The sequence below is a fragment of the Cryobacterium sp. GrIS_2_6 genome (genome assembly GCF_035984545.1).
Taxonomy (GTDB): Bacteria; Actinomycetota; Actinomycetes; order Actinomycetales; family Microbacteriaceae; genus Cryobacterium.
Map to the genome: position 1 here is coordinate 4,118,198 of NZ_JAXCHP010000001.1, position 21,787 is coordinate 4,139,984.

General features: G+C 66.4%; 21 protein-coding genes, 1 tRNA gene and 1 pseudogene. 14 read left to right on the top strand and 9 right to left on the bottom strand.

The features are described from left to right. The first annotated feature begins 68 nt into the window (after window positions 1–68). The 3 genes from RCH22_RS19965 to groL all read left to right on the top strand — a co-directional run bounded on the left by RCH22_RS19965 (window position 69) and on the right by groL (window position 3,192). On the top strand, window positions 69–272 hold the full coding sequence (locus RCH22_RS19965; protein WP_327015330.1) for a cold-shock protein: 204 nt from the start codon (window positions 69–71) through the stop codon (window positions 270–272). A 239-nt stretch (window positions 273–511) separates the two neighbouring features. Continuing rightward, the gene (locus RCH22_RS19970) at window positions 512–1,441 is read left to right on the top strand and encodes a DUF3048 domain-containing protein (protein WP_327015331.1); all 930 of its coding nucleotides are present in this window, start codon (window positions 512–514) and stop codon (window positions 1,439–1,441) included. 131 nt (window positions 1,442–1,572) lie between these two features. Further along, window positions 1,573–3,192, top strand: coding sequence for a chaperonin GroEL (groL, locus tag RCH22_RS19975; protein WP_134450050.1), 1,620 nt, complete (start codon window positions 1,573–1,575; stop codon window positions 3,190–3,192). Window positions 3,193–3,556: 364 nt separating this feature from the next. Here the strand turns inward: groL and RCH22_RS19980 are convergent, their stop codons facing one another. The 3 genes from RCH22_RS19980 to RCH22_RS19990 all read right to left on the bottom strand — a co-directional run bounded on the left by RCH22_RS19980 (window position 3,557) and on the right by RCH22_RS19990 (window position 6,372). Further along, entirely contained in the window at window positions 3,557–3,766 is a 210-nt protein-coding gene (locus RCH22_RS19980) for a WXG100 family type VII secretion target (protein WP_327015332.1), read from the bottom strand. A 148-nt stretch (window positions 3,767–3,914) separates the two neighbouring features. Continuing rightward, window positions 3,915–5,648 (bottom strand): HAMP domain-containing sensor histidine kinase, encoded by a 1,734-nt coding sequence (locus tag RCH22_RS19985; RefSeq protein ID WP_327015333.1) that lies wholly within the window; start codon window positions 5,646–5,648, stop codon window positions 3,915–3,917. 31 nt (window positions 5,649–5,679) lie between these two features. Then, on the bottom strand, window positions 5,680–6,372 hold the full coding sequence (locus tag RCH22_RS19990; protein ID WP_134450053.1) for a response regulator transcription factor: 693 nt from the start codon (window positions 6,370–6,372) through the stop codon (window positions 5,680–5,682). A 141-nt stretch (window positions 6,373–6,513) separates the two neighbouring features. On the opposite strand from RCH22_RS19990, the gene RCH22_RS19995 reads away from it, so the two are divergent. From RCH22_RS19995 to RCH22_RS20005, 3 genes are read left to right on the top strand one after another with little or no spacing between them, the layout of a single operon-like run. Further along, window positions 6,514–7,851 (top strand): FAD-dependent oxidoreductase, encoded by a 1,338-nt coding sequence (locus tag RCH22_RS19995; RefSeq protein ID WP_327015334.1) that lies wholly within the window; start codon window positions 6,514–6,516, stop codon window positions 7,849–7,851. Between the two features lie 47 nt (window positions 7,852–7,898). Then, the gene (gene folP, locus RCH22_RS20000; protein ID WP_327015335.1) at window positions 7,899–8,747 is read left to right on the top strand and encodes a dihydropteroate synthase; all 849 of its coding nucleotides are present in this window, start codon (window positions 7,899–7,901) and stop codon (window positions 8,745–8,747) included. Between the two features lie 3 nt (window positions 8,748–8,750). Next, on the top strand, window positions 8,751–9,467 hold the full coding sequence (locus RCH22_RS20005; protein ID WP_327015336.1) for a pyrimidine reductase family protein: 717 nt from the start codon (window positions 8,751–8,753) through the stop codon (window positions 9,465–9,467). Between the two features lie 23 nt (window positions 9,468–9,490). On the opposite strand, the gene RCH22_RS20010 is transcribed toward RCH22_RS20005, so the two are convergent. The 3 genes from RCH22_RS20010 to RCH22_RS20020 are packed head-to-tail and all read right to left on the bottom strand — an operon-like array spanning window position 9,491 to window position 13,388. Next, window positions 9,491–11,167 carry a DNA repair helicase XPB gene (locus RCH22_RS20010; protein ID WP_327015337.1) on the bottom strand — a complete coding sequence of 559 codons (1,677 nt, stop codon included), beginning with the start codon at window positions 11,165–11,167 and terminating at the stop codon, window positions 9,491–9,493. A 54-nt stretch (window positions 11,168–11,221) separates the two neighbouring features. Continuing rightward, window positions 11,222–13,108: a helicase-associated domain-containing protein gene (locus RCH22_RS20015; RefSeq protein ID WP_327015338.1), complete on the bottom strand. Its 1,887-nt coding sequence runs from the start codon at window positions 13,106–13,108 to the stop codon at window positions 11,222–11,224. A 4-nt stretch (window positions 13,109–13,112) separates the two neighbouring features. Further along, the gene (locus tag RCH22_RS20020) at window positions 13,113–13,388 is read right to left on the bottom strand and encodes a hypothetical protein (RefSeq protein WP_327015339.1); all 276 of its coding nucleotides are present in this window, start codon (window positions 13,386–13,388) and stop codon (window positions 13,113–13,115) included. 93 nt (window positions 13,389–13,481) lie between these two features. Between RCH22_RS20020 and RCH22_RS20025 the strand changes: the two genes are divergently transcribed. Together RCH22_RS20025 and RCH22_RS20030 are read left to right on the top strand one after the other, a co-directional pair. Next, entirely contained in the window at window positions 13,482–13,862 is a 381-nt protein-coding gene (locus RCH22_RS20025; protein ID WP_134450059.1) for a cold-shock protein, read from the top strand. Beyond that, window positions 13,855–14,469 carry a DUF3027 domain-containing protein gene (locus tag RCH22_RS20030; protein WP_327015340.1) on the top strand — a complete coding sequence of 205 codons (615 nt, stop codon included), beginning with the start codon at window positions 13,855–13,857 and terminating at the stop codon, window positions 14,467–14,469. The genes RCH22_RS20025 and RCH22_RS20030 overlap by 8 nt, the downstream gene beginning before the upstream one ends. 11 nt (window positions 14,470–14,480) lie before the next feature. On the opposite strand, the gene RCH22_RS20035 is transcribed toward RCH22_RS20030, so the two are convergent. Then, window positions 14,481–14,714, bottom strand: a complete 234-nt coding sequence (locus tag RCH22_RS20035; RefSeq protein WP_327015341.1) for a DUF2530 domain-containing protein — start codon at window positions 14,712–14,714, stop codon at window positions 14,481–14,483. Between the two features lie 8 nt (window positions 14,715–14,722). Beyond that, window positions 14,723–15,841: a phosphoserine transaminase gene (gene serC / locus RCH22_RS20040; protein ID WP_327015342.1), complete on the bottom strand. Its 1,119-nt coding sequence runs from the start codon at window positions 15,839–15,841 to the stop codon at window positions 14,723–14,725. Between the two features lie 70 nt (window positions 15,842–15,911). Between serC and RCH22_RS20045 the strand changes: the two genes are divergently transcribed. The 6 genes from RCH22_RS20045 (at window position 15,912) to RCH22_RS20070 (ending at window position 20,292) form a co-directional block, all read left to right on the top strand. Then, a complete protein-coding gene (locus RCH22_RS20045) occupies window positions 15,912–16,619 on the top strand; it encodes a metal-dependent transcriptional regulator (RefSeq protein ID WP_327015343.1) in 708 nt (235 codons plus the stop codon). Between the two features lie 272 nt (window positions 16,620–16,891). Continuing rightward, on the top strand, window positions 16,892–17,743 hold the full coding sequence (locus tag RCH22_RS20050) for a C40 family peptidase (protein ID WP_327015344.1): 852 nt from the start codon (window positions 16,892–16,894) through the stop codon (window positions 17,741–17,743). 388 nt (window positions 17,744–18,131) lie between these two features. Further along, the gene (locus RCH22_RS20055) at window positions 18,132–18,629 is read left to right on the top strand and encodes an HNH endonuclease (protein WP_327015345.1); all 498 of its coding nucleotides are present in this window, start codon (window positions 18,132–18,134) and stop codon (window positions 18,627–18,629) included. A 103-nt stretch (window positions 18,630–18,732) separates the two neighbouring features. Beyond that, window positions 18,733–19,683, top strand: a complete 951-nt coding sequence (locus RCH22_RS20060) for a CHAP domain-containing protein (RefSeq protein WP_327015346.1) — start codon at window positions 18,733–18,735, stop codon at window positions 19,681–19,683. A gap of 38 nt (window positions 19,684–19,721) precedes the next feature. Continuing rightward, window positions 19,722–19,796 (top strand) — tRNA-Arg (locus RCH22_RS20065). Window positions 19,797–19,899: 103 nt separating this feature from the next. Then, entirely contained in the window at window positions 19,900–20,292 is a 393-nt protein-coding gene (locus RCH22_RS20070) for a hypothetical protein (RefSeq protein ID WP_327015347.1), read from the top strand. A 189-nt stretch (window positions 20,293–20,481) separates the two neighbouring features. Here the strand turns inward: RCH22_RS20070 and RCH22_RS21265 are convergent. Next, a pseudogene (locus tag RCH22_RS21265) lies at window positions 20,482–21,579 on the bottom strand (recombinase family protein); the annotation flags it as partial. Window positions 21,580–21,787 lie beyond the last annotated feature (208 nt).

Consider the following 21,787-nt stretch of genomic DNA (forward strand, 5'->3'; position numbering starts at 1 on the left):
CACATGCGCCAGGCCCGGTACGGCCAACGGGCGGTTGCCGAAAATATCAGAGCACTGGGGAGTTACACATGGCGAACGGAACCGTCAAATGGTTCAACGCTGAAAAGGGTTTCGGCTTCATCACCGTCGACGGCGGCGGACAGGACGTCTTCGTCCACTATTCCGCCATCGACATGCACGGGTACAAGGTTTTGGAAGAGGGACAGCACGTCATCTTCGAAATGGGAACCGGGGCAAAGGGGCCACAGGCCGAGTCGGTACGTCCCGTCTGATCTGAAAAATCAGGCGCACCCTCATCAAGCGCACCCAATCTCGGGTAACATCCCGAGCCGCGCGGCATCCGCGAGTTTGCCGCGTTAGGGTGTGGGGCGTGACAGCGAAAAGAACTGCAACAATCCACGGGCGAAGCACGGCACGACTTTTCGGTGCCGTGCTTCTTCCATGCCTCCTCTTGGTGATGACGGCGTGCGCCGGAACTGAGCCGCCGACCACGGCGACGCCGACGGCGAGCGTGAAACCCACCGCGGCTTCTGTCGACGTCCCGCCGCCGCTGGCGATCGCGCCGCTTCGTGGCACGATCGTGCCGACCGGGAAGGCTGCGAACCCGTCCCTCGCTGTGAAGATCGACAACCACGAGGCCGCCAGGCCCCAGATCTCGCTGGATCGTGCTGACATCGTCTTCGAGGAACTCGTCGAGGGCGGACTGACCCGTTACGTCGGCGTCTGGCAGTCCGACATTCCCGACGCGATCGGCCCGGTGCGGTCGATCCGGCCGATGGACCCCGACATCATCACGCCGTTCGGCGGGATCGTCGCGTACTCCGGCGGACAGCAGATCTTCGTCGACATGATGAAGGCCACCCCCGTCATCAACTCGGTCTTCGACTACGACACGACGGGCCTGTTCTCCCGCGTCGCCGACAGGGAGGCCCCGCACAACGTCGTGTTGAAGGCCGCCGAACTCGTGGGGCGCAACGCCTCTGTCGCGCCGCCGGTGCAGCAGTTCGCGTATGCGGGCAGCATCGCGGCATCGACCGCCGGGGTCGACGGCACCCCGATCACCCAGATCAACGCGCGGTTCTCCGCATCGCGTTACCCCGGCTGGAGCTGGGACACGGCCTCACAGGCATACCTGCGCTCGCAGGAGGGCACCCCGGACCTCGACACGACCGGCGCCCGCCGGGGCGCCACCAACGTCCTCGTGCTCCGGGTCGACATCGACGGCACTTACGGCGAGGTACCCAAGACCGTCATGATCGGCACGGGGGAGGGCTCGGTGTCCGCCGGCGGCAAGACCGTGCACGCGACGTGGTCAAAGGCCGGGCAGGCTGACCCGATCCGGCTGATCGACGACAACGGGATCACCATTCGCCTCGCCCCGGGCAATACCTGGATCGAACTGATCCCGAACGGTACCGGCTCCGTCGAACTCGTCCCGTAGCCTCCCCCGACGCTTCCCGACGCTCACTTGCACTCTCGACCCCTGAGTGCCAGAATCGACTTGGCACTCTCTCCTTTTGAGTGCCAACCCATCACCGTTTTGGTAACGTCCGGGAGGGACGAGAAACACATATGGCAAAGATCATTGCTTTCAACGAAGAGGCCCGTCGTGGCCTTGAGCGTGGCCTGAACATCCTCGCTGACACGGTTAAGGTCACCCTCGGCCCGCGCGGACGTAACGTCGTACTGGAGAAGAAGTGGGGCGCCCCCACGATCACCAACGACGGTGTCTCGATCGCCAAGGAAATCGAACTCGACGACCCGTACGAGAAGATCGGTGCGGAACTCGTCAAAGAGGTCGCCAAGAAGACCGACGACGTTGCCGGCGACGGAACGACCACCGCGACCGTCCTCGCCCAGGCGCTCGTCCGCGAAGGCCTGCGCAACGTCGCAGCCGGCGCAGACCCGATCAGCCTCAAGCGCGGCATTGAAAAGGCCACCGCTGCGGTTATCGCAGAGCTGATCGCCAACGCCAAAGAGGTCGAGACCAAGGAAGAGATCGCGGCCACCGCATCCATCTCTGCCGGCGACGCTGAAATCGGCGCGATCATCGCCGAGGCCATCGACAAGGTCGGCAAGGAAGGCGTCGTCACCGTCGAGGAGTCCAACACCCTCGGCACCGAGCTCGAGCTCACCGAAGGCATGCGCTTCGACAAGGGCTTCCTGTCCGCGTACTTCGTGACCGACCCCGACCGTCAGGAAGCGGTCTTCGAAGACCCCTACATCCTGATCGTCAACTCCAAGGTCTCCAACATCAAGGACCTCCTCCCGATCGTGGACAAGGTCATCCAGACCGGCAAGCAGCTCCTCATCATCGCCGAGGACGTCGACGGCGAGGCTCTGGCCACGCTCGTTGTGAACAAGATCCGCGGCATCTTCAAGTCGGTCGCCGTCAAGGCTCCCGGCTTCGGCGACCGTCGCAAGGCCCAGCTGCAGGACATCGCCATCCTCACCGGTGGCCAGGTCATCTCCGAGGAGGTCGGCCTCAAGCTTGAGAACGTCACCCTCGACCTGCTCGGCAACGCGCGCAAGATCGTCATCACCAAGGACGAGACCACCATCGTCGAAGGCGCCGGAGACCCCGAAGCCATCGCCGGTCGCGTTCAGCAGATCCGCAACGAGATCGAGAACACCGACAGCGACTATGACCGTGAGAAGCTCCAGGAGCGTCTCGCCAAGCTCGCCGGCGGCGTTGCCGTCATCAAGGCCGGCGCCGCGACGGAGGTTGAGCTCAAGGAGCGCAAGCACCGTATCGAGGATGCCGTCCGCAACGCGAAGGCCGCTGTCGAAGAGGGCATCGTCGCCGGTGGTGGCGTCGCCCTCATCCAGGCCGGCAAGACCGCGTTCGAAAAGCTCGAGCTCGTCGGAGACGAGGCGACCGGCGCGAACATCGTCAAGGTCGCCATCGATGCCCCGCTCAAGCAGATCGCCCTCAACGCGGGTCTCGAGCCCGGCGTCGTCGCCGACAAGGTGCGCAACCTGCCGATCGGTTGGGGCCTCAACGCCGCGACCGGTGAGTACGTTGACATGCTCCTCGCCGGCATCAATGACCCGGTGAAGGTCACCCGCTCCGCGCTGCTCAACGCCGCGTCGATCGCCGGACTGTTCCTCACCACCGAGGCCGTTGTCGCCGACAAGCCGGAAAAGAACGCTGCTCCGGTCGGCGACCCGTCCGGCGGAATGGACTTCTAAGTCCACCCTGCTCGATAGCTAGACCGCTTCACCGCTTCACCGCAAACAGGGCGTTTCCTCCGGGAAGCGCCCTGTTTTCGCGTCCGGGCAGGCACGATCCCGATCCGGTCTCCGCACGACCGGCATCCGCCACGTCCCGGCATCCGCCACAATGTGGCGGACGCCGCTACCGGACGCCGCTACCGGACGCCGCTACCGGACGCCGCTACCGGACGCCGCTACCGGACGCCGCTACCGGACGCGCTACCGGACGCCGCGACCGGACGCCGCGACCGGACGCCGCTACCGGGCGAAGAGCCGCGCGTTGGCCTGCTCGATCTCGGCATACTGCTGGCCGGCCTGGTTGAGCGCCTGGCCGAGGCTTTCAGCGCTCTGCGCAACCTTGTTGCTGGGTCGCCCGCCAGTCCGTCACGGCGGCCTGGAACGCGGCGGCGGCCTGCCCGGTCCACGAACCCTCCAGCCCGGTCAGCTGGCCGAGCAGCGCGGCGACCTCCGCCTGGATCCGACCGAGCGTCGCCCTGGCCGTCGTTGTGGTGCTGAGCACGAGTTCACTGTCTACCTGGTACCGGGGCATCTGCAGTCCTTTCGAGGGGTGTGCTGCCACCGTATGGCGGACGCCGCGCAGGGCCGGCGCTTACGCCCCTGCTGGGGACAACTCGCCGCCACCCGCGCCGGGGGAGGAGCCGCCGGGGGAGGAGCCGCCGGGGGAGGAGCCGCCGGGGTCAGGGGGCCGGGGTGATCGCGAGCCGCTGCGGCGCGTTCGGAGACTCTGCGAGGGGGAACCAGACCCGGAAGGTCGCGCCGCCACCCGGGGTCTCTACGACCTGGACGGTGCCGTTGTGGCTGGCGACGATCGACGCGACGATCGCCAGGCCGAGTCCGCTGCCACCGGTCTCGCGTGCACGGGAGGTATCGGCGCGCCAGAAGCGCTGGAAGATTTTGTCGCGGATCTGCGGCGGGATGCCCTCGCCATGGTCGATCACGGCGACGGATGCGCGCTGGTTCCGCCGGTCGACGGCGATCTCGAGCTCGATGGGGCTGTCGGCGGGGCTGAATCGAAGGGCGTTGCCCATCAAGTTGGTGATGACCTGGCGGATCTTGTTCTCTTCGGCCATGACGACGGCGGGGATCGCGGCGGTCGGGGCAGCGGTCGGCACCGGCTCAGGGAGGATGGCGACAGCATCCGATTTACGGGGGCGACGGGTACGCAGTCGGGCGAGGGTCGCGCCGGCGAAGGAGACGGTACTCGTATGCGGCACGGCCACGGCCCCTCCGGCACGTTCGGGGGCCGTCACGAGGGCCGAGGTCAGTACCTCGCCCGTGGAGTGCGCGAGATCGATGGCGGGGGCCAAAGGGACGACAGGCTCTTCGTCCGTGTCGGGAGCCGCCGTCACGACCGTGATCGTGCGACCGGGGGCGGAGGCCATCGCGTCGAGTGCCGCATCGCGGGCGAGGGGGAGCAGGTCGACGGGGGTGAGGGCGAGCGGCTTCGTCTCGTCGAGACGGGCGAGTTCGAGGAGATCCTCGACCAGGCCGCCCATCCGGATCGCTTCCTTCTCGATGCGCTCCATCGCCTGGGCGACCTCTTCCGGAGTCTGCAGGGCACCCATCCGGTAGAGCTCGGCGTAGCCGCGCACGGAGACGAGGGGGGTGCGGAGCTCGTGACTCGCGTCGCCGACGAAGCGGCGCATCTGGTCGATCGTGCGGGCCCGTTCCTTGAACAGGCGGTCGATCCTGCTGAGCATGGTGTTGAGGGAGCGGTTGAGTCGGCCGACCTCGGTGTTCGGGGTTGCCCCGCCGAGCCGCTGGCTGAAGTCGCCGTCTGCGATCGCAGCGGCCGTGCGCTCCACTTCGCGCAGTGGGGCGAAGGTGCTCGTCACGAGCAGCCGCGTGATCAGGCCGCCCAGGAGCACGACGCCCAGGCCGAAGCCGAGGAAGATCGTGAGGTAAGTGCCGACGGTGTTCTCGGACTGCTTCAGCGAGACGGCCATGACGAGGGTGCCGTAGGTGCCGTGGACGTTGGTGACGAGCGGCACCGCGACAGCGAGGAACTCGGTGTCGTGCGAGGCGTCCTGCAGGCGCATGGTCTGGCCGTTGAGCGCGTTGACCGACTGCAGGTCAAGGGGCATGGTGATCTGCGGCAGTTCGCGTGCGGGCACGTCGGTCCAGGAATGGTAGCGGAGTTCGCCGTTCTCGTCGTACAGGGCGACGAAGTAGTCCGAAGGAACGACGGTGCCGGTATTCTGCCCGAGGGCGTTCGCGGTGTATGCGACCGACGTCGTTTGGGCATCCGCCTGCAGCTGCGCGTCGACCTGCTGGATCACGTACTGCCGGAGCATGGCCATCGTCCCGATCCCGGAGACCAGGAGACCGAGCGTGAGCATGAGAACGGTCACGCCGGTGATCTTGGACCTGAGGGATATGCGGTTCCACCGCTCCGTAAGTGACTGATGCATCAGGCTGCCAGTCTATTTGCGCAGTCTGGGACTATGCCTTGGCAGCCTTGAGCATGTAGCCGAAGCCGCGCTTGGTCTGGATCAGCGGCTCTGAGGAGTGCGCGTCGACCTTGCGGCGCAGGTAGGAGATGTAGGACTCGACGATGCCGGCGTCGCCGTTGAAATCGTATTCCCAGACGTGGTCCAGGATCTGCGCCTTCGAGAGCACCCGGTTCGGGTTGAGCATCAGGTAGCGGAGCAGCTTGAACTCGGTCGGGCTGAGCTCGATGGGCTCTTCGCCGACGAGGACCTCGTGGGTGTCCTGGTCCATGGTCAGTTCGCCGGCGCGGATGACGGCGTCTTCGTCGGCGTGCATCGTGCGCCGGAGGATGGCCTTGATCCTGGCCACGATCTCGTCGAGGCTGAACGGCTTGGTCACGTAGTCGTCGCCGCCGACCGTGAGGCCGGTGATCTTGTCTTCGGTGTCGTCCTTGGCCGTGAGGAACAGGATCGGCGCCGTGTAGCCGGCGGAACGGAGGCGTTTGGTCACGCCGAAGCCGTTCATGTCGGGAAGCATGACGTCGAGGATGATCAGGTCGGGTTCCTCTTCGAGCACCGCGGAGATCGCCTGGGCGCCGTTGCCAACGGCCCGCACGGCGAAGCCGGCGAAGCGCAAGCTGGTGGTGAGGAGATCCCGGATGTTGGGCTCGTCGTCGACAATAAGAATGCGGGGGCCATCAGTCATTGGACCAGTATCTGCGCGTTAGCTGGACCTTTGCTGTAAGTGACCGGTGTGGTGCGGACGTGAGTAGATTGTGGGTGGGGAGCGGAGCCGCCGGGGCTAATCCGACGCGTACGCCGCGACGGATTCGAACGGGAGAACGCCATGAAAATCGCAACATGTGTGATCGTCGGGGCCGGCCTCGCCGGGGCGCGCGCGGCAGAGGCGCTCCGCGTCGAAGGCTTCGACGGACGGGTCGTTCTGCTTGGCGAGGAGGCCGAGTACCCGTATATCCGGCCGCCGCTGTCCAAGGACTTCCTCGCCGGGACTTCCGCCCGCGACTCGATCGAGGTGCACCCGGCCGACTGGTACGCCGCACAGGACATCGAGGTCGTGCGGGGTCGCGCGGTGACGGCGCTCACCCTCGACGCGCGGCAGCTGAGCTACGCCGGCGGCGGGACGCTGCGCTACGACCGGCTCCTGCTTGCGACCGGGGCGGCCGCCCGGCCGTTCCCCGGCCCCGGGGGAGACCTGGACGGTGTACACCTCCTGCGCACCGTGGCCGACTCGACCCGGCTGAAGGCGGCGCTCGCGCCAGGGGGCCGCCGGATCGTCGTGGTCGGTGCCGGCTGGATCGGACTCGAGGTGGCGGCTGCTGCTCAAAGCTACGGCAACGACGTGACGGTGCTCGGCCAGGGCGCTGTGCCGTTGCAACGCGCGGTCGGCGCGGAGATCGGCGGAGTCTTCGCCGCGCTCCACCGGGCCAACGGGGTAGACCTGCGAATGGAGACCGGCGTGGCCGAGATCCTCGGCACGGACGGAAGGGTCACGGGCGTCCGGCTCCAATCGGCCACGGACGGTACCCCCGGCGCGGACGGGCCGGCCGGAGAGGTCGTGCTCGCGGACGTCGTCGTGGTCGGGATCGGCGCGACACCCAATACGCGGCTCGCTCTCGACGCGGGGCTCGAGGTCGCAGACGGCATCGTCGTCGACGCGGCCTTCCGCACCAACGAGCCAGGGGTTTTCGCGGTCGGTGACGTCGCGAGCGTGTTCCATCCCGTTCTCGGACACCACCTCCGGGTCGAGCACTGGGCGAACGCCGAGAACGCCGGTCGGGCCGCCGCACTCTCCATGCTCGACCGTGCGGTGAGCTACGAGGAGATTCCCTACTTCTACACCGATCAATTCGACCTCGGAATGGAATACTCGGGGTATGGCGATTTGGCGAGGGATGCGGAGCTGGTGTTCCGGGGAGACCGGGCCGCCCGCGAGTTCGTCGCGTTCTGGGTCGCCGACGGCCGTGTGGTTGCGGGCATGAACGTCAATGTCTGGGACGTCAACGATTCCGTCCAGAACCTGATCAGGTCGCGCGTGCGCGTCGACGTGTCCGCGCTACGGGACGAATCCCGAAGTCTCGACAGCCTCTTCGGCCCCGCGGCCGCCCGGAGCCACGGCCCCGAAGCCGGTCGAGCGGTCGCCGATACGCCAGGGGTGGGTTCCTGATGGCGGGCGGCACCGCCGCGTTTCCCGTTTTGATTCATCCCCGTCGCATGATCGGCGGCCGCGAATTCGATTTCGACCGCGAGATCGCGGTGATGGCGATCATCAATCGCACCCCAGACTCGTTCTTCGACCAGGGCGCCACTTTCGCCCTGGACAAGGCCGTCGCTGCCGCGCACCAGGCGATATCCGATGGCGCGGACTGGGTCGACATCGGCGGGGTCAAGTTCGCGCCCGGCCCGCCCGTCCCCGTCGAACAGGAGATCGACCGTGTCGTCCCGGTCGTCCTGGCCTTACGCGGGGCCGGCGCGGTCATCTCCGTCGACACGTTCCAGGCGGCCGTCGCACGGGCGGCGCTCGCGGCAGGCGCCGACGTCATCAACGACACCACCGGCATCCACGACCCGCTGATGGCGGACATCGTCGCGGACAGCGACGCGACCCTCGTCGTGACGCACAGCCTCGCTCGCCCGCGGATGCCGCACCCGGCTCCGCGCTACGGCGACGTCGTGAGCGAAGTCGCCGCATTCCTGCGAGAGCGCACTGAGCTGGCCCTGTCCCGGGGGATCCCCGCGGAGCGGATCATCATCGATCCCGGCCATGACCTCAACAAGAACACCCGGCATTCGCTCGAGCTCACCCGGCGCCTCCCCGAGATCGCCGCGCTCGGCTACCCGACCCTCGTCGCGGTCTCCAACAAGGACTTCATCGGCGAGACCCTCGGCCGCGCCCGTGACGAACGTGTCGAGGGCTCCCTCGCCGCCGCCGTGTTCAGCATCATGCAGGGCGCCCGGATCGTGCGGATGCACAACGTGCGCGCCGCCGTGGACGCCGTTCGGATGACCGAGGCGATCCTGGGCTTCCGCGAACCGTCGTACGAGCGCCACAACCTGGCCTGAGCGATGACCGACTTCAGCCAGGCGGGTCTCCTCGACGCCTACCGCATCGAGGACAGGACCGCCGCGCGACTGCGGGTGAACGTCATCGCGAGCCTCGACGGCGCCGCGACCCACGACGGCCTGAGCGGTGGCCTGAACAATGCCGATGACAAGCACGTCTTCGACACGCTCCGGACCCTCACCGACGTGATCCTCGTCGGCGCCGGGACGATCCGCGCCGAGGGCTACGGTGGCATCCGCCTGGATGCCGCAGCCGAGGCCTGGCGCGTCGCGCACGGCCTCCCGCCGCAGCCGCGCATCGCGGTCGTGAGCGGGCGCCTGGATCTCGACGCCGGGCATCCGCTGTTCACGGACGCCGCGACGCGCCCGATCGTCATCACGCATGCGCGGTCACCGGCCGACAAGCGTGCCGACCTCGAGGCAGTGGCCGACGTTCTCGTATGCGGGGAAGCGATGATCGATCTCCCGCTCGCGCTCCGCGAGCTTGCCGCGCGGGGCCTGCGCCAGGTGCTCTGCGAGGGCGGCCCGAGCCTGTTCGGGGCCCTGCTCACAGCCGATGCCGTCGACGAACTCTGCCTGAGCCTGAGCCCGGTGCTTGAGGCAGGCACATCTGGCCGTATCGCGCATGGTGCCGTGGCCGCGTCACGCCCGATGCGTCTCGGACACGTGCTCACTGCCGGAGACATGCTCTTCCTGCGCTACACGCGCCCGTCGCCCTGACCGAGTCCGCCGGATCGGTTCGGTCAGCGGATGCCTGCGGCGGCCTCGTCGACCAGGGCGTCGGTGTCGAGGTTGTTCGCGTCGAGAATGGTGTAGCTGTACCCTTGCTCCGCGAGGAAGCGCTGGCGGTTCTGCGCGAAGTCCTGGTCGACGGTGTCGCGGGCGACGAGCGTGTAGAAGTTGGCGGCGAGGCCGGACTCCTTGGGACGGAGCAGCCGGCCGAGCCGCTGCGCCTCCTCCTGGCGGGAACCGAACGACCCGGAGACCTGGATGGCCACGGTCGCCTCGGGCAGGTCGACGGAGAAGTTCGCGACCTTGGAGACGACGAGCAGGTTCTCCTCACCGACCCGGAAAGCCTGGTAGAGCCGTTCGCGTTCGTCGACGGGGGTCGCCCCGGTGAGTTTCGGCGCGTTGAGGGCGTCGGCGAGTTCGTCGATCTGGTCGAGGTACTGGCCGATCACGAGGATGCGTTCGCCGGGGTGCTTGGCGACGAGACGCTTGACCACGTCGAGCTTGGCCGGGGCGGTCGCGGCGAGCCGGTATCGCTCGTCGTCCGCTGCGGCGGCATAGGTGAGCCGCTCGGACTGCGGCAGGTCGATCCGCACCTCATAGCAGGAGGCCGGGGAGATGAAGCCCTGGGCCTCGATCTCCTTCCATGGCGCGTCGAAACGCTTGGGGCCGATCAGGCTGAACACGTCGCCCTCGCGGCCGTCCTCGCGGACGAGCGTCGCGGTGAGGCCGAGGCGGCGGCGGGCCTGCAGCTCGGCCGTGAGCTTGAACACCGGCGCGGGAAGGAGGTGCACCTCGTCGTAGATGACGAGGCCCCAGTCCATCGCGTCGAGGAGCTCGAGGTGGGCGTACTCGCCCTTCCGCTTCGCGGTGAGGATCTGGTACGTCGCGATCGTGACGGGCTTGACTTCCTTGACCTGCCCCGAGTACTCGCCGATCTCGTCCTGGGTGAGGGTGGTGCGTTTGAGGAGCTCGTCGCGCCACTGCCTGGCCGAGACGGTGTTGGTGACGAGGATGAGCGTGTTGGTCTTCGCCGTCGCCATCGCGCCGGCACCCACGAGGGTCTTGCCCGCTCCGCAGGGCAGGACTACGACGCCGGAACCGCCGTCGAAGAAGCTCGCGACGGCCTTGTTCTGGTAGTCGCGCAGCGCCCAGCCGTTCTCGAGCAGCGCGATGTCGTGCGGGGTCCCCGGCGTGTAGCCGGCGAGGTCCTCGGCCGGCCAGCCGAGCTTGACGAGTTCCTGCTTGAGCTGGCCGCGGGCCCAGGGCTCGACGAGGAAGGAATCCGGGTTCGGGTGGCCGATCAACAGGGGGGCGATCCGTTTGGCGCCGGAGATCTCCATCAGTACGGCCCGATCGTTGCTCTGCAGTACGAGCTGGCCCTCGTCGTCGCGCTCGATGATCAGGCGGCCGTAGCGCCCGACGGTCTCCTCGATGTCGATCCGCACGGTCTGCGGGATCGCGAACTTGGAATACTTCTCAAGGGTCCCGAGCATGTCCGAGGCGGCATGTCCCGCCGCGCGGGCGTTCCAGAGGCCGAGCCGGGTGATCCGGTAGGTGTGGATGTGCTCAGGTGCCCGTTCGAGCTCGGCGAACACGGCGAGGTCGTGGCGCGCATCTTCGGCGAGGGGGTGGGCGACTTCGAGCAGAACCGTGCGGTCGCTCTGGACAATCAGTGGGCCATCAGACATAGCCGTTAATCCTACGCCCGCATGGCTGGGAGCCTCCCATCGGCCCACCCCCGCTTATGGGGCGGGAGTGATGCTGATGATGCTCGAGAGCGGCAGGGTGCGTTCGATGTCGGCACGGCGGTCCCTGGCGCGGAATCGGCCGCCGCCGACACTGGCCGGTTCGAGCAGGTAGTCGACGACGACCCCACCCGGCATCGCAATGCTGACGACGACGGTCTGCTTGGACTTGATCGCCGAATCGAGTTGACGGGCGAGCCAGGCGTCGGCGGCGACGTCTTCGCCGCCGTCCGTTGCACGGAGCTTTTCGACCAGGATGAGTGCGAGGTTAGGAGCTTCCGGGGGGAGGACCCTCGCGAGCTGGTGCCTGCGGAGGTGCAGGACCTCTCCGTCGGCGCTCTCCGCGGCCACGGGGTACTTGGCGTCGTTGAGCGCCCAGAACACGACGTCCGAGGTGAACCGGCTCGTGAGGCGGTGGGCGTCCGCGCGGATGAATCCGAGCGGGCCGAGGGTCTGGTCGACGGCGAGGGTGCCGAGGAGTTCATCGTCCTCCGAGCGGACGTAGCTGCGGCTGAGCGCGGTCGGTGCGGCCGCCTCGCCGACCCGGATCCGTCCGTACCGGCCTGCGGACTCCCGGATCAGGTACTCGATGGGCTGGGGGATGCCGGTGAGCGAGATCGTGCGCAAGAAGTGGAGGAGTGACTCGGCGGTTTCACCCGCGGCGAGTGCCCGGTTGACCGAGGTCGCCGAGATCCGGTAGCTGAGGGCCAGTTCGCGGCTCTCGACGTCGGCGAGGCCGCGGAGCCGGGCGTCGATCGACGGGGCCAGGGGGCCCGGGGAGACGATGGAGAGGTCGTTCTGCAGGTAGACGGCACCGACTTCTGCAGGCAGGGACGCCCCGATCGTGACGATGGCGCCCTCGAGGTCTTCGGCCAGGACCGCGGCACCGGCCGGGCTCGTGGTCTGGTGCGCGGTGATGCCGATCAGTTCGGCGTCGCGGGCGAACTCGGTGACGCGGGTGTCCATCCACTCGCCGCCGGCCGGGTAGAGCCAGGTCACGAAGCTGCGAAGTCCCTCGCCCCAGGAGACGCCGGGGCGGTGCGCGAGGATGCTGCGCACGTCGGCCGGCAGTGCCGCCTGCCAGGAGCCGGCCAGGGCCGCCCAGCGCTGGGCGGTGCCCTCGAGGAGCCAGGCCTCGCCGGCCTCCGTCTCGTTCCAGTAGCCGGTCGAGTGCGCGATGAGCTGCGCCCTGGCCGCTGTCGCGACGTAGGTGGCGACGGCGTCGAGCTCGACGCCCATGACGGACGAGAGGCGCTTGGTGTCCGGCAGGCCAAGTCCGCCCCGGCTGAGCTCGCGCACGGGCTCCCGGGAGAGTTCGGTGACGAGCTCGGCGATTGAGGAGACCGCCGCGAAGGCACGTTCGGCGGCGAGGTGGTCGGTGAAGCGGCTGTCGGTCGTGATCACGGTCGCGAGCGCGGAGGGCGCGGGTATCGACGCGAGCTCGAGGGCGGACGGCAGGCCGAGGTCGGGCCAGGTGGCCAGGTGCTCGGCGACCGCCGCATACACCCTGAGGCCGTCGTCGGACAGGAGTGCGAGCATCAGTTCGTCGAGCACGGCTGCGCGCGCGGCGACATCCGCTCGCGTGACGGGAAGGCCACCGAGCTCGGTGATGCGGGAAGTGAGCGCATCGAGGCCGAGGGACGCGCCGGGCACTCCCGTCGGGTCGGTCGGTTCGGCAGGCGCCTCGGTGGCGGTGATCGCAAGCACGGCCAGGGTCGACCGGTCGAGCCGGGAGAGGGCTGCCTGGACCGCGGCCGGGTTCAGCAGGGCTTCGGCGAGGTCGAAGAAATCACGGATGCCGTGGGCTGAGATCGCGCGGATCTCGATCGTGCGGCGCAACGCCGCATCGTCGAGGGCACGAAGGCGTGAGGCGAGCGTCAGCACGGCGTTACTCCCCGTTCTGTCGTGCCTCGCGAGCGCGGCGGACGGTGGTCGTCACCAGGAGAACGATGATCAGGATGAATCCAATCGGCAGTCCGACGAGCGGGAGCGCGAGGATCGCGGGCCAGACACCCTGGCCGAAGCCGTTGTTGGCGCCGGCGCCGAGCCAGGTGCCGATGATGACGGCGAAGAACGCGAGGATCGACAGGCCGACGGTGGCGGCGACCATATAGGCGAGGATGCGTTCCGGCCGGCCGGCGGCATGTGGAGTTTGATTGGTCACAGTGTCAAGGATACGGGGCGGGGACGGGTGCAACCGAATAAGCTGGGTGCGGTTGGCGCGCATGTCGCGCGCCCGGAATTCAGCGAGGTCCAGATGCCCACCGGCAAGGTCAAGTTCTACGACGAGGAGAAGGGTTTTGGCTTCATCAGTTCCGATGACGGCCAGGAGGTCTTTCTCCACGCTTCTGCGCTGCCCACCGGAGTGACGGTCAAGCCAGGAACGAAGCTCGAATTCGGCATCGCCGATGGCAAGCGCGGCGCCCAGGCACTCTCCGTACGCATCATCGAAGCGCCGCCGAGCCTCGTCAAGCTCAGCCGCAAGCCCGCAGACGACATGGCCATCATCATCGAGGACCTCGTCAAGGTGCTCGACGGCATCGGTGCGAGCCTGCGTCGCGGCCGTTACCCCGATAGCGCCCACAGCCACAAGATCGCCGCCATGCTTCGCAAGGTCGCAGAGGAACTCGATGCCTGAGCAGATCCAAGACACCACACTCAACGTACCGGCTGTCGACGCCGCCTCCGATGACACCGTCGCCGATGACGCCGGGTCCCCGGCAGCGGATGCCGTTCCGACCGACGAGACACTCGTCGCGGCTGTCGAGGTGGCCAGGGCCGCCCTCCTCACCTTCACGCCGGAAGACACCATCGGCGACCCCCTCGGACACCTCGTCGAGGGTGACCGGGTCGTGTCGCTGCTCTTCGACTGCACCATGACCGGGTATCCGGGCTGGCGCTGGACCGTCACGCTCTCGCGCATCGACGGGGAATCCCTGCCGCAGGTGCTCGAGACCGAGCTCACGCCGGGGGACGAGGCCCTCGTGGCACCCGAGTGGATCCCGTGGTCCGATCGCCTCGCCGACTACCGCACGGCCCAGGACCTGGTCGCTGCGACCGCGGCCGCCGACGCTCTCGACGACGACACCGATGACGATGACGACACCGATGACGATGACGACACCGATGACGACGACGCAGACGACGACGACGCAGACGACGACGACGCAGACGACGACGCAGACGACGACGATGACGAAGAAGACGACGACATCGACCCGGACGACATCGACGAGGACGAATAGCGTCTGACGAACTACCGGTGCCTCAGGCGCAGCCAGACCAGCCCGGCGGCACCGAGGCCGACCCCGGCCACCGCGCACCACAACCACCAGCCGAGCCCGCGGGCCGCGAGCTCGCCCTGGAAAACCAGGGCGAGACCCGCGGCCACGAGCCAGGAGAGGGCTCCGATCAGGATCGGCGTGCGCGCATCCGCTTTCGCCGGCTCAGGATCGGGCCGGCGCTCGCTGTCTCTCAGCCAGAGGCGCACGAGGACCGCTATTTGCCCAGGTTGGCGACGACGAATTCGATGGACTTGACGAGCTGGCGTACGTCGTTCGGCTCGATCGCCGTGAACGTCGCGACGCGCAGCTGGTTGCGGCCGAGCTTGCGGTAGGGCTCGGTGTCGGAGATGCCGTTCGCGCGCAGCACCTTGGCTACGGCGGAGGCGTCGATCGCATCGTCGAAGTCGATCGTCGCGACAACCTGCGAACGGTGGTCGGGGTTGACGACGTACGGCGTCGCGTAGTCCACGGTCGCGGCCCAGTCGTAGAGCACCGAGGAGGACTCGCGGGTGCGTGCGGAGGCCCAGGTGAGGCCGCCGTTGCCGTTGATCCAGTCGAGCTGGTTCTCGATCAGGAGCAGGGTGGCCACGGCCGGGGTGTTCAGGGTCTGGTTGAGGCGCGAGTTGTCGATCGCGTTCTTCAGGCTGAGGAACTCCGGGATATACCGGCCGCTCGCGGCGATCTGCTCGACGCGCTCGATGGCCGCGGGGGAGAAGAGCGCCATCCAGAGGCCGCCGTCGGAGGCGAGGTTCTTCTGCGGGGCGAAGTAATACGCATCCGCCTGGTCGGCGGCGTAGTCGATGCCGGCGGCGGCGCTCGTGGCGTCGATGACGGTCAGTGCTCCGGCGTCGCCGTGCACGCGGCTGACGGGCGCCATCACACCGGTCGAGGTCTCGTTCTGCGGCCAGGCGTACACGTCGACGCCCTCGGTCGGAACGGCCTCGCTGCGCGAGCCCGCCGGGGCCTTGATCACGTCGGGTGCTTCGAGGAACGGTGCGCTCGCCGCAGCAGCGAACTTGCCGCCGAACTCGCCGAAGACGAGGTTCTGGGCCTTCTTGGAAATAAGGGAGAACGCGGCTGCATCCCAGAAGGCGGTGGACCCGCCGTTGCCGAGGACGACTTCGTAGCCGTCCGGAGCGCGGAGCAGCTCAGCCAGGCCGGTTCGGACCCGGCCGACCAGGTTCTTCACCGGCGCCTGACGGTGGGAGGTACCGATAATGGACGTGCCAGATTTAAGGAGGTACTCAAGCTGTTCCCGACGGACTTTGGACGGGCCGCAGCCAAATCGTCCGTCAACGGGCAAGAGTTCGGAGGGAATTATCAGATTCGACATGAGGCGATTCTAACGACCCCTAACACGGCGATAAGATTGTGACGCACACGGAGGCACTGGGAGGCCGGCGATGACTGATCTGATCGACACGACCGAAATGTATCTCCGGACCATCCTCGATCTGGAGGAGGAAGGCATCGTCCCCCTCCGGGCCCGGATCTCCGAACGGCTGGGCCATTCCGGCCCGACCGTCTCGCAAACCGTCGCGCGCATGGAGAGGGATGGGCTCGTCGTCGTTTCCGGCGACCGTCACCTCGAACTCACGATCAACGGTCGCCGCAAGGCCGTACACGTCATGCGCAAGCACCGCCTTGCCGAGCGCCTGCTGAGCGACGTGATCGGCCTCGAATGGGAGTTCGTCCACGACGAAGCCTGCCGGTGGGAACACGTCATGAGCGAACAGGTCGAGCGCAAGATCCTGGAGATGCTCGGGCATCCCACCGAGTCACCGTATGGCAACCCGATCCCCGGGCTCGACGAACTGGGCGACTCGCCCGCCGTAGCATTCATGGCTGGAGTGACGAACCTCGTCGAGGTCGTCGCGCGGTCAACGACCCCGGTGACCGCCGTCATCCGCCGCCTCGGCGAACCGGTGCAGTTCGACCCGGAACTCCTCGCCCAGCTCAAGAACGCCGGCGTGATGCCGGGCAACTCGGCGGTTTTCTCCGCAATCGGTTCCTACGTTCTCGTCGAGGTCGCGGGGTTCAATGAGGGTCTCGAACTGCCCAATGAAGTCGCGAGCCACATCTTCGTGGCCACCCCGGTCGCCGCTCTCTAACCGCCCGTTTCGCGGGGCAAAACCCGAACGGATGCCGGATTTTCGTCGGTCGGACGATGACCGTTTCGTTACACTTTCGTTATTAAATCGTCACCGAGGGGTGACAAACGGAGAAACCTCACGTACTGTCGGACGAGTCCCATAGGCCAGAACCGGCCGCCGGGCTCGAAGCAGGACGTCTCTTTTCCCGTCTCCTGGTTCGGTAACACATGCGACCAACGCATTGGACGGGGCAACTACCTAGTGTTGTCGAGGCGCCGGAGGTACACACTTTGGCCGAAGAATTAGGTAGAAGACTGTCCCGTCGAGGTTCCGCCCCGACACCCGCACGGCCGGCCCCGACGCCGGCGCAGCGTGAAAAGGCCCCCGCGCGCGGGATCTTCACCCGCCCGTCACGCCGGCACGGCGCCATCGCCAACATCGTGACGATGACCCTGGCCGGCGGACTCGTCGCCACCATGGCGATCCCCGCGTACGCGTTCGCGCCGAGTTCTCCCGGCACGGATACCGCGCACGGCACGACGGCATCCACGGCCCTCACCCGAGCGGGCGCCCAGTCGCTCACCGTCGCCGGCCAGGCCTCGACCGTCAGCGTCGCCCGCGACGGTTTCAGCGCCACGACGCCTGAAGAGATCGCCGCGGCCAAGGCTGCTGCTGCTGCTACGGCCGCCGCAGCAGCAGCCGAAGCGCGCCGGGTCGCGGCGGCCGCCTCCATGACGACGTATGCGGCCGCGTATTCGGGGCCGTCGGTCTCCGACTTCCTGGCGAACCCGTCCTACCCGACGTTCAGCCTCGCATCCGTCTATAACGTCGGCCTGCAGTACCAGGGCGTTCCCTATGTCTACGGTGGGTCGACCCCGGCAGGTTTCGACTGCTCGGGCTTCGTCATGTACGTCTACGCCCAGTTCGGGATCAGCCTGCCGCATTCCGCAGCAGGCCAGGGCGCCACGGGCACCCGCATCTCCCTCGCCGATGCGCAGCCGGGTGACCTTGTCATCATGGACGGCCACGACGGCATCTACGCAGGCAACGGCAACATCCTGCATGCGCCCTATGAGGGGGCTTCCGTGCGGGTGCAGCCCATCTGGACGAGCTCGTACTACATCGTTCGCCTCGGGATCTGAGTCGCTCCGGCGGTGCACGGCGAGGCCGTGACGTGGCCTCGCCGTGCTGCAACGATGTGAACAATGCGTAACAGCTTGCCCACGAAGTGTTGTGGGTGCTGCGCGGCGTGTCGCTTGTGCGTTAACCTGATGCTCTGTAGTACTGCGAGTCTTTTGGGAGAGCCAATGCGCGAGCGATGCACGATCCACACCATGGATGTGCGCTGCCGCTTTGCGTTGCGGCACGGCAGTCAAACTTGTCTGAGTTGCGCGTGTTCTCGCGTTTCAGCCCGTAGGGCGTTGTCATTGTGACAGCGCCCTTTTTGTTTGCCCGTTTGCCCCTGACTCTCGGTGCGAGGGAGTAGATCGAATGGCTGGAAGCCGTCCAGCCCTTTTCGAAAGGGAACGAATGCGCACACTTGTTCTGAACGCGGGCTACGAGCCCCTCGCCGTGGTCTCGTTCAAACGGGCCATCGTGCTGGTCATGAATCAGAAGGCCACCATCGTGGCCGCCGACCAGGCCCACCCGGTCTGGGCGACGACCGGCTCGTGGGATCGACCCAGCGTGATCATCCTCACGCGGTACGTGCATCTCCCGCGTTCACGTTCCCTGCCGGTGAGCCGGCGCGGCGTGCTCCGCAGGGATGACCATCGCTGCGCGTACTGCGGCCGGACTGCGAATACGATCGACCACGTGCAGCCCCGTTCCCGCGGTGGCCGGGACAGCTGGGACAACCTCGTGGCCTGCTGCCTGCGCTGCAACAACATCAAGAGCGACCGCACTCCCGCCGAGATGGGCTGGGATCTGCTTTTCCACCCGAAGGTCCCAATCGGGTCCAGCTGGGTCGTGCGCGGCGTCGAGCGACCATTACCGCAGTGGGACGAATATCTTGCGCCTGCCGCCTGATCAGGCAATGTAACGGATGCGTAACGCCGGGGGTGACTTCTTCGGCGGTTTCCCCTAGGGTGGGATCAACCCGATTGATACGCCACGATCCAGAGGAATCCTGTTGCCCGAGTCTGGCGTGTCCGATTCCGTAGCGAGCCCCGAGGTCTTTCTCACTCGTCGCGAACTCCGGGCCCAGCGTGAGGCGCTCCCGGCTTTGAGCCCGGCAACGGAGCAGTTCCTTACCCCGAAGCCCGAACCCGTCGTTGTGCCCGCAGTGAGGCCGCGTAGCCGTTTTTCGGCCTCGCCCGCGAAGCCGGTCGGTCGTTTCCCACGCAAGCGGCGGCATCCGGTCAAGATCGCGATTGCCGTGTTTGCCATTCCGGCCATCTTCCTCACCGCGGCACTGCCCGCGTACGCTTTCACTCCGCGTGCAGCCGGTGACCTGACGAGCGCAACGCACTCCTCCGACAACAAGACCGTGCAGGGCCTTACCGTCGCAGCAGCGGCGACCGCGGTCACTGTTTCGCGTGACGGCTTCGCTGCCACCACGAAAGAGCAGCTCGCGTCGCAGGCGCTCGCGGCCAAGAAGGCCCTTGCTGCCCAGCAGGCGGCGACCGCCCGTGCCGCTGCGGCCGCTTTCGCCGTCTACGGCGTGCGTGCAGAGGGTGACGACTACCCCTGGTACAACATGCCCACCGAGTCGCAGGGTGGCGGCCTATCCCCGCTCAGCTACTACTACCGCGAGTGTGTCGACTTCGTGGCCTGGCGCCTGAACCGCGACGCCGGCTCGACCGGCTCTTCCTGGCGCTGGACCTGGAACAGTCTGACCCCCGGCGGCGGCAACGCGAGCGCCTGGGCGAGTGCGTGGTCCAACCATGGCTGGACTACGAGCAAGACCCCCGTCGTCGGCGCGGTCGCCTGGTTCAACTACAACCACGTCGCCTACGTGCAGTCGATCGGCAGCGACGGATCCGTCGTACTTGAGGAGTACAACTGGATGGGCAGCCACGCCTATCACAAGCGCACGGTCTCACCCAGTGACGTCGCGCTGTTCCTGTATCCGCCTGCGTAATTCCGATCGGGCTCGCACCAGCTAAACTTTAAACGCCAGCCTCTGTAGCTCAACGGAAGAGCAGTTCCGTCCTAAGGAAACGGTTGGGGGTTCGAATCCCTCCAGGGGCACCATAGACGGCTTACTCGAACCCTGTGCAGGTTCCATCGCCTGTAGCAAGTCGTCTAGGTTATTGCGCAACGCGTCCACCCTCTGGGGTGGGCGCGTTTTCGTTATTTGGTCATATGCAGCCTTCGCCACTGCATCATCGGCGAGACCCGCCGTCTGAGCCGCGAAGCCTTTTTGTGCCGCCAGCAACTCAGCGACGGGTTCGTTCAATTCGAAGTCCACCACTTCATCGTTCCTGACCCATATGCGTTTGAAGATCGCCTGATTGAGTTTTCGGCGGGTCTCGTCCGACGATTGCTTGTAGAGCGTGTGTGGGTCAGCAAGAAGGTCGAGCCAATCGCTGATGTACTGGCCACCTACGGAGAGATCGTCGTTGACCTGATCAAGCTGCTCTTGAAGCCGTGCCCGCAGCCGTTCTATCTCGCGAAGCTTGGCGCGAACACGCTCGGCCGCAATCTGACCGTCTGCAGCAAGGTCGATGAGGTTGTCAGTCTTCACTGAGAGCGCTTTTAGTTGCTGTCGGAGCTGGTGATGAAGGAGTTTCTGAGTATTCTCCGCGTCGCCGAGCGTCGACTCGATGAGTGCTTTGATCGCCGCGATGAAGTCTGGTTTGAATTGAACAGCAGTCTTGTAGTGCTCTGTCACGGCGTCCTCGAGTGCGATTTGCGGAACGTAACGCGAATCGCAGATTCCCTCCTGCTTACCGCGGCAGAAGAAGTAGAAGTACTCGCCCCCGTTATTACCGATCGACCGTTGAACGATCATGCGGCTATCCGGGATGTCGCGGTCCTGCTTACAGTGACCACACCACACACTCCCTTTCAGATAGTGCGGGTACAGACGTCGTCGTTCGCCGGCTACTCCTCGTGTTTCCAGGAGATCTTGCACGCGGTCGAAGACTGTCGAATCGACGATGGCCGGGTGGCGCCCGTCGAACACTTCGCCCTTATAGACGACCAACCCGAGGTAGTACTTGTCGCGCAGCATGCGCGACATCTTGGACATAGACACTGGGCCTGCTGGATGACGACCAGTGGGTCTGGTTGTGAGGCCTCTGTCCGTGAGGGTGTCGACGATATCTTCCATTGTGTGATCACCGGTCGCGTACATGGCGAACGCGAGTTTCACGAAGGGCGCACGCTCGGCATCGACGGTGACCGAACGAATCTCGCGACCGTCGTACCGGTCGATCGAGTTGATATATCCGATCGGTGCGCGCCCAATGGTGCCGCCGGTCTTGGCCTTTTGGCTCATTTTGTAGGCGATATCTGCGCCGTCCTTCGCAGAACGATATTCGTTGAATGCTGCGAGGAGCCCCTGCATAAGCTGCCCGACCGGTGACTCGTCGATCGACTCGGTCGCGGAGATGAGGGTGACGCCCCGCTTCTTGAGGTCAGCCATGACGATGGCATCGTCGGTACGGTTTCGGGTGAGTCGGGAGAGTTCATAGACGATTACGTAGTCGATGTCCTTTTCGCGGCGAATGCGCTCGAGCATCTGTTGGAAGGCCACTCGCCGAGTCATCTCGGTTGCTGATTTTCCCGGTTCCACATACTCGGACACCACGTTGATGCCCATTTGCTCAGCTTTGCGCACACATGACGAGCGCTGGGCTGGAATTGAAAGTCCTTCCGGGTCGTAGTCGGTGTTTACCTGGCCCTTGGAAGAAACGCGCAGATACAGCACGGCGCGGGTGCCGGCCGGGGCAATGATTTCCTCCGGCTCGTCCACGGGCGATGCGGGTGCGCTCGTGAACGCCGCGGGCTGTTGGTCATCGAGCAGGCTCATTGCTGCTCTCCTTTCGAGTGGGTGAGAGCAGCTTCGAATCTGGTGATTCGAGAGAGAAGTTCTGGAGGTTGCGCCCCGTCGGTTAGACGGCTGGGACGCGGGGCCGTGGGCGAGTTGGCCATGGGCTTGGTTCTCCGTTTACCTTCCCATTTTACCTCTTGAGGCCCGTATTTCCGGGCCTGTTGACCATTCCGCAACAGTCTCTGTC

What these genes read in the sequence shown, in the direction of transcription:
- RCH22_RS19965 (WP_327015330.1), top strand. Translation starts at nt 69, where the DNA reads ATGGCGAACGGAACCGTCAAATGGTTCAACGCTGAAAAGGGTTTCGGC.
- RCH22_RS20055 (WP_327015345.1), top strand. Translation starts at nt 18,132, where the DNA reads ATGCGCACACTTGTTCTGAACGCGGGCTACGAGCCCCTCGCCGTGGTC.
- groL (WP_134450050.1), top strand. Translation starts at nt 1,573, where the DNA reads ATGGCAAAGATCATTGCTTTCAACGAAGAGGCCCGTCGTGGCCTTGAG.
- RCH22_RS20005 (WP_327015336.1), top strand. Translation starts at nt 8,751, where the DNA reads ATGACCGACTTCAGCCAGGCGGGTCTCCTCGACGCCTACCGCATCGAG.
- RCH22_RS19990 (WP_134450053.1), bottom strand. Translation starts at nt 6,372, where the DNA reads ATGACTGATGGCCCCCGCATTCTTATTGTCGACGACGAGCCCAACATC.
- RCH22_RS20030 (WP_327015340.1), top strand. Translation starts at nt 13,855, where the DNA reads ATGCCTGAGCAGATCCAAGACACCACACTCAACGTACCGGCTGTCGAC.
- RCH22_RS19985 (WP_327015333.1), bottom strand. Translation starts at nt 5,648, where the DNA reads ATGCATCAGTCACTTACGGAGCGGTGGAACCGCATATCCCTCAGGTCC.
- folP (WP_327015335.1), top strand. Translation starts at nt 7,899, where the DNA reads ATGATCGGCGGCCGCGAATTCGATTTCGACCGCGAGATCGCGGTGATG.
- RCH22_RS19980 (WP_327015332.1), bottom strand. Translation starts at nt 3,766, where the DNA reads ATGCCCCGGTACCAGGTAGACAGTGAACTCGTGCTCAGCACCACAACG.
- RCH22_RS20045 (WP_327015343.1), top strand. Translation starts at nt 15,912, where the DNA reads ATGACTGATCTGATCGACACGACCGAAATGTATCTCCGGACCATCCTC.
- RCH22_RS20010 (WP_327015337.1), bottom strand. Translation starts at nt 11,167, where the DNA reads ATGTCTGATGGCCCACTGATTGTCCAGAGCGACCGCACGGTTCTGCTC.
- RCH22_RS20025 (WP_134450059.1), top strand. Translation starts at nt 13,482, where the DNA reads ATGCCCACCGGCAAGGTCAAGTTCTACGACGAGGAGAAGGGTTTTGGC.
- RCH22_RS19995 (WP_327015334.1), top strand. Translation starts at nt 6,514, where the DNA reads ATGAAAATCGCAACATGTGTGATCGTCGGGGCCGGCCTCGCCGGGGCG.
- serC (WP_327015342.1), bottom strand. Translation starts at nt 15,841, where the DNA reads ATGTCGAATCTGATAATTCCCTCCGAACTCTTGCCCGTTGACGGACGA.